The sequence below is a fragment of the Neisseria sp. HMSC70E02 genome (assembly GCF_001838645.1).
GTDB lineage: Bacteria > Pseudomonadota > Gammaproteobacteria > Burkholderiales > Neisseriaceae > Neisseria > Neisseria macacae.
The window spans coordinates 43945-48225 of sequence record NZ_KV838127.1 but is presented as its reverse complement, the minus strand read 5'-3'; the positions used below and the strand labels follow the sequence as shown (position 1 = coordinate 48225).

Genomic DNA, 4281 nt, shown 5'->3' with positions numbered 1-4281 from the left:
TTACTGTCCTATTTTGATTTTAATTGACTATAATCTTTTGAACACGTTGATGATGCAGATCGGCCCGAACCCGCTGGTCGGTCAGCTTTCGGGCAAGACTCTGTCGTTTCCCAACAGCCTGCTTTTGAACCACTCCGTCCGCCGCGACAATATCTTGGGCGATTATGTGATTCATACGGTGGAAATTCCCGTGCCGATTCATTTGGATTCGGATGTGATTGTAGGTCGTCTGAAAGCCGTATTGGAGCCTTTGTGCCAACCTTATGTACCCGCCATCCAGCGGCATTTGGAAAACGTGCAGGCGGAGAAGCTGTTCATTACCCCTGCCGCCCAGCCGCGCGTAACCCGCGTGCCGCATGACGACAAGGTGTACCTTATCATCGTGCGCTATGCCTCGCCCGTGGCGAAGCGTTTAGAAATCCAGCAGGCGGTGTTGGATGAGTTTTTGCGCGTACAATACCGCCTGCTAAACCCTCAAGCTTAACCCCATAATCTATTAATAATCAGGAAAATACTATGTTGCCCGAATCCGCCCTTACGCAAATGTACCCCGTCATCATGACCCCCAGCCACGACGGGAAATATTTTCACAATTACGTCCTTTCGCTGCTCAACATCGTCAACACCAGCGCACAAAACGGCTGGCCGCTGCAAGTAATGATGCAGCGTGGCGAGAGCCTGATTACCCGCGCGCGCAATAATTGCGTGGCGACCTTTTTGGAAAACCAAGAATGGACGCACCTCTTTTGGATAGACTCCGACATCGGTTTTTCCGCCGAAGCGTTCTACCGCCTGCTGCTGGCGGATAAAGACGTCGTCGCCGGCATTTATCCGCTGAAACGGGAAAACTGGCCTGACGAAGGCGTTCCTGCCGGCACGACCCAAGCGGATTTCGAGCGGATGTACACCGCCTACACCGTCAACACAGGCGATAAAAACGAAAACGGCGAAATCGTCCTGCGCGTCGATGAAGAAGGCTTTATGAAAGTCGATGACGCGCCGACCGGATTCATGGTCATCAAACGCAGCGTGTTCGAAAAAATGATGGCCGCCTACCCCGAGCTGAACTACATCTCCGACAGCGACTACAAGCGCGAAGACAAAGGGCTGCACTACCGCTTCTTCGACTGCATGGTCGATCCCGAAAGCAAACGCTACCTTTCCGAAGACTACACGTTCTGCCGCCTGTGGCAGCAAATCGGCGGCGAAGTTTATGTCGATGTCCAATCCAACCTGACCCACCAAGGCGCGAAAATCTACCGCGGCGCGTTTGCCGATTCGTTGCAAACCAATATCGCACAAGCCGTGTTCGCCCCCGCCGGCACACCGATGAGCCTCGACCTCGCCGCCCCGCTCAAATCCAACCCGCGCGGCGCAGAATAGCGTAAAAACAGGGAAAGACGCTTTAAGCCTGACGTGATGGCACTATATCTCCCCTATCGTTTGCCCCGTCGTTTTCAGACGACCCCGAATCCAAACAGGTCGTCTGAAAACACAATCGGTTCGCCCGAACGGCAAACCTAAACCCCAGACACACATTATCCCCATTTTCCCATTGACTCAGGCGGCAGCCATTTTTCAGACGACCTCCGTCCGAACCCGCCACCCACACAAAGGAATCCCATCCATGACCAACAACGTACTGCTCCATTTGGGCGAAGAACCCCGTTTCGACCAAATCCAAACCGCCGACATCAAACCCGCCCTGCAAACCGCCATCGCCGAAGCGCGCGCGCAGATTGCCGAAGTCAAAGCCCAAACGCACACCGACTGGGCAAACACCGTCGAGCGTCTGACCGACATCACCGAACGCGTCGGCAGGATTTGGGGCGTGGTGTCGCACCTCAACTCTGTGGTCGACACACCCGAACTGCGCGCCGTCTATAACGAACTGATGCCCGAAATCACCGTCTTCTTCACCGGAATCGGACAAGACATCGAGCTGTACAACCGCTTCAAAACCATCAAAAATTCCCCCGAATTCGCCACTCTCTCCCCCGCACAGCAAACCAAGCTCAACCACGACCTGCGCGATTTCGTCCTCAGCGGCGCAGAATTGCCGCCCGAACAGCAGGCAGAACTGGCGAAACTGCAAACCGAAGGCGCGCAACTCTCCGCCAAATTCTCGCAAAACGTCTTAGACGCGACCGACGCCTTCGCCCTCTACTTCGACGACGCCGCACCGCTTGCCGGCATCCCCGAAGACTCGCTCGCCATGTTTGCCGCCGCCGCGCAAAGCGAAGGCAAAACAGGCTACAAAATCGGTTTGCAGATTCCGCACTACCTCGCCGTCATCCAATACGCCGACAACCGAGAATTGCGCGAACAAATCTACCGCGCCTACGTTACCCGCGCCAGCGAACTTTCAGACGACGGCAAATTCGACAACACCGCCAACATCGACCGCACCCTCGAAAACGCCCTGCAAACCGCCAAATTGCTCGGCTTCAAAAACTACGCCGAGCTGTCTTTGGCAACCAAAATGGCGGACACGCCCGAACAAGTCCTCACCTTCCTGCACGACCTCGCCCGCCGCGCCAAACCCTACGCCGAAAAAGACCTCGCCGAAGTCAAAACCTTCGCCCGCGAACGCCTGAACCTCGCCGACCCGCAGCCGTGGGATTTGAGCTACGCCAGCGAAAAACTGCGCGAAGCCAAATACGCATTCAGCGAAACCGAAGTCAAAAAATACTTCCCCGTCGGCAAAGTTTTGGCAGGCCTGTTCGCCCAAATCAAAAAACTCTACGGTATCGGATTTGCCGAAAAAACCGTTCCCGTCTGGCACAAAGACGTGCGCTACTTCGAGCTGGAGCAAAACGGCAAAACCATAGGCGGCGTCTATATGGACCTCTACGCCCGCGAAGGCAAACGCGGCGGCGCGTGGATGAACGACTACAAAGGCCGCCGCCGCTTCGCCGACGGCACGCTGCAACTGCCTACCGCCTACCTCGTCTGCAACTTCACCCCGCCCGTTGGCGGCAAAGAGGCCCGCCTAAGCCATGACGAAATCCTCACCCTCTTCCACGAAACCGGCCACGGCCTGCACCACCTGCTCACCCAAGTGGACGAACTGGGCGTATCCGGCATCAACGGCGTCGAGTGGGACGCAGTCGAGCTGCCCAGCCAGTTTATGGAAAACTTCGTCTGGGAATACGACGTCTTGGCACAAATGTCCGCCCACGAAGAAACCGGCGAGCCCCTGCCGAAAGAACTCTTCGACAAAATGCTTGCCGCCAAAAACTTCCAACGCGGCATGTTCCTCGTCCGCCAGATGGAATTCGCCCTTTTCGACATGACCATTTACAGCGAAGACGACGAAGGTCGTCTGAAAAACTGGCCGCGGGTTTTAGACAGCGTGCGCAAAGAAGTCGCCGTCATCCAACCGCCCGAATACAACCGCTTCGCCTTGAGCTTCGGCCACATCTTCGCCGGCGGCTACTCCGCAGGCTATTACAGCTACGCATGGGCCGAAGTCCTCAGCGCCGACGCCTACGCCGCCTTTGAAGAAAGCGGCGACGTCGCCGCCACAGGCAAACGCTTCTGGCAAGAAATCCTCGCCGTCGGCGGCTCCCGCAGCGCAGCGGAATCCTTCAAAGCCTTCCGCGGACGCGAACCGAGCATAGACGCACTGCTGCGCCACAGCGGCTTCGACAACGCGGCTTGATGGTAAGGTTGATGTGATGAAAAAAGGTCGTCTGAAAAGTTTTCAGACGACCTTTTGCCGCAAATTTATACCTTATAAAATCATTCCAAAAACAACTAATACATCCCGTCGCTGTCAATATATAGTGGCTTAACTTTAAACCAGTACGGCGTTACCTCGCCTTAGCTCAAAGAAAACGATTCTCTAAGGTGCTGAAGCACCAAGTGAATCGGTGCCGTACTATCTGTACTGTCTGCGGCTTCGGCGCCTTGTCCTGATTTAAAGTTAATCCACTATAAAAAGCAAACACAAGGATGCCGATATGAAAAAGTTTTGGGAAAATTACAAAAGGAATTTACGATTACTGGCTAAGTTTGGCAGACGACACTGGAAAGTATTCTGTATCAGCTGCTTTGCATCCAGCTTCATCGTTACCGCCGTAAATTTTGTCTTGAGCTTCTATGTTATTGATCCTAAATATTTCCTTGGTGATGACCATTTCCTTCCCGACAGTATCAAAGCCATCCTTGTGGTCATTTTGATGCATTTCATGTTCTCAAAATACATAATCTATAAAAACAAAAAGAAAAACACCTCCAAAGATTAAATATAGTGGATTAAATTTAAATCAGGACAAG

The 4281-nt window shown here is 53.9% G+C and carries 3 protein-coding genes and 1 pseudogene; 3 read left to right on the top strand and 1 reads right to left on the bottom strand.

Features of this window, described 5'->3' with window-relative positions; genetic code table 11:
• The 3 genes and pseudogenes from HMPREF3277_RS12180 to HMPREF3277_RS12170 all read left to right on the top strand — a co-directional run.
• Nucleotides 1–484, top strand: a pseudogene (locus tag HMPREF3277_RS12180) (mechanosensitive ion channel family protein); the annotation flags it as partial.
• A gap of 32 nt (nucleotides 485–516) precedes the next feature.
• A complete protein-coding gene (locus tag HMPREF3277_RS12175; RefSeq protein WP_070871273.1) occupies nucleotides 517–1383 on the top strand; it encodes a hypothetical protein in 867 nt (288 codons plus the stop codon).
• A 244-nt stretch (nucleotides 1384–1627) separates the two neighbouring features.
• Nucleotides 1628–3664 (top strand): M3 family metallopeptidase, encoded by a 2037-nt coding sequence (locus tag HMPREF3277_RS12170; protein ID WP_070871272.1) that lies wholly within the window; start codon nucleotides 1628–1630, stop codon nucleotides 3662–3664.
• Between the two features lie 340 nt (nucleotides 3665–4004).
• On the opposite strand, the gene HMPREF3277_RS15015 is transcribed toward HMPREF3277_RS12170, so the two are convergent.
• Nucleotides 4005–4190, bottom strand: a complete 186-nt coding sequence (locus tag HMPREF3277_RS15015) for a hypothetical protein (RefSeq protein WP_168168264.1) — start codon at nucleotides 4188–4190, stop codon at nucleotides 4005–4007.
• Nucleotides 4191–4281 lie beyond the last annotated feature (91 nt).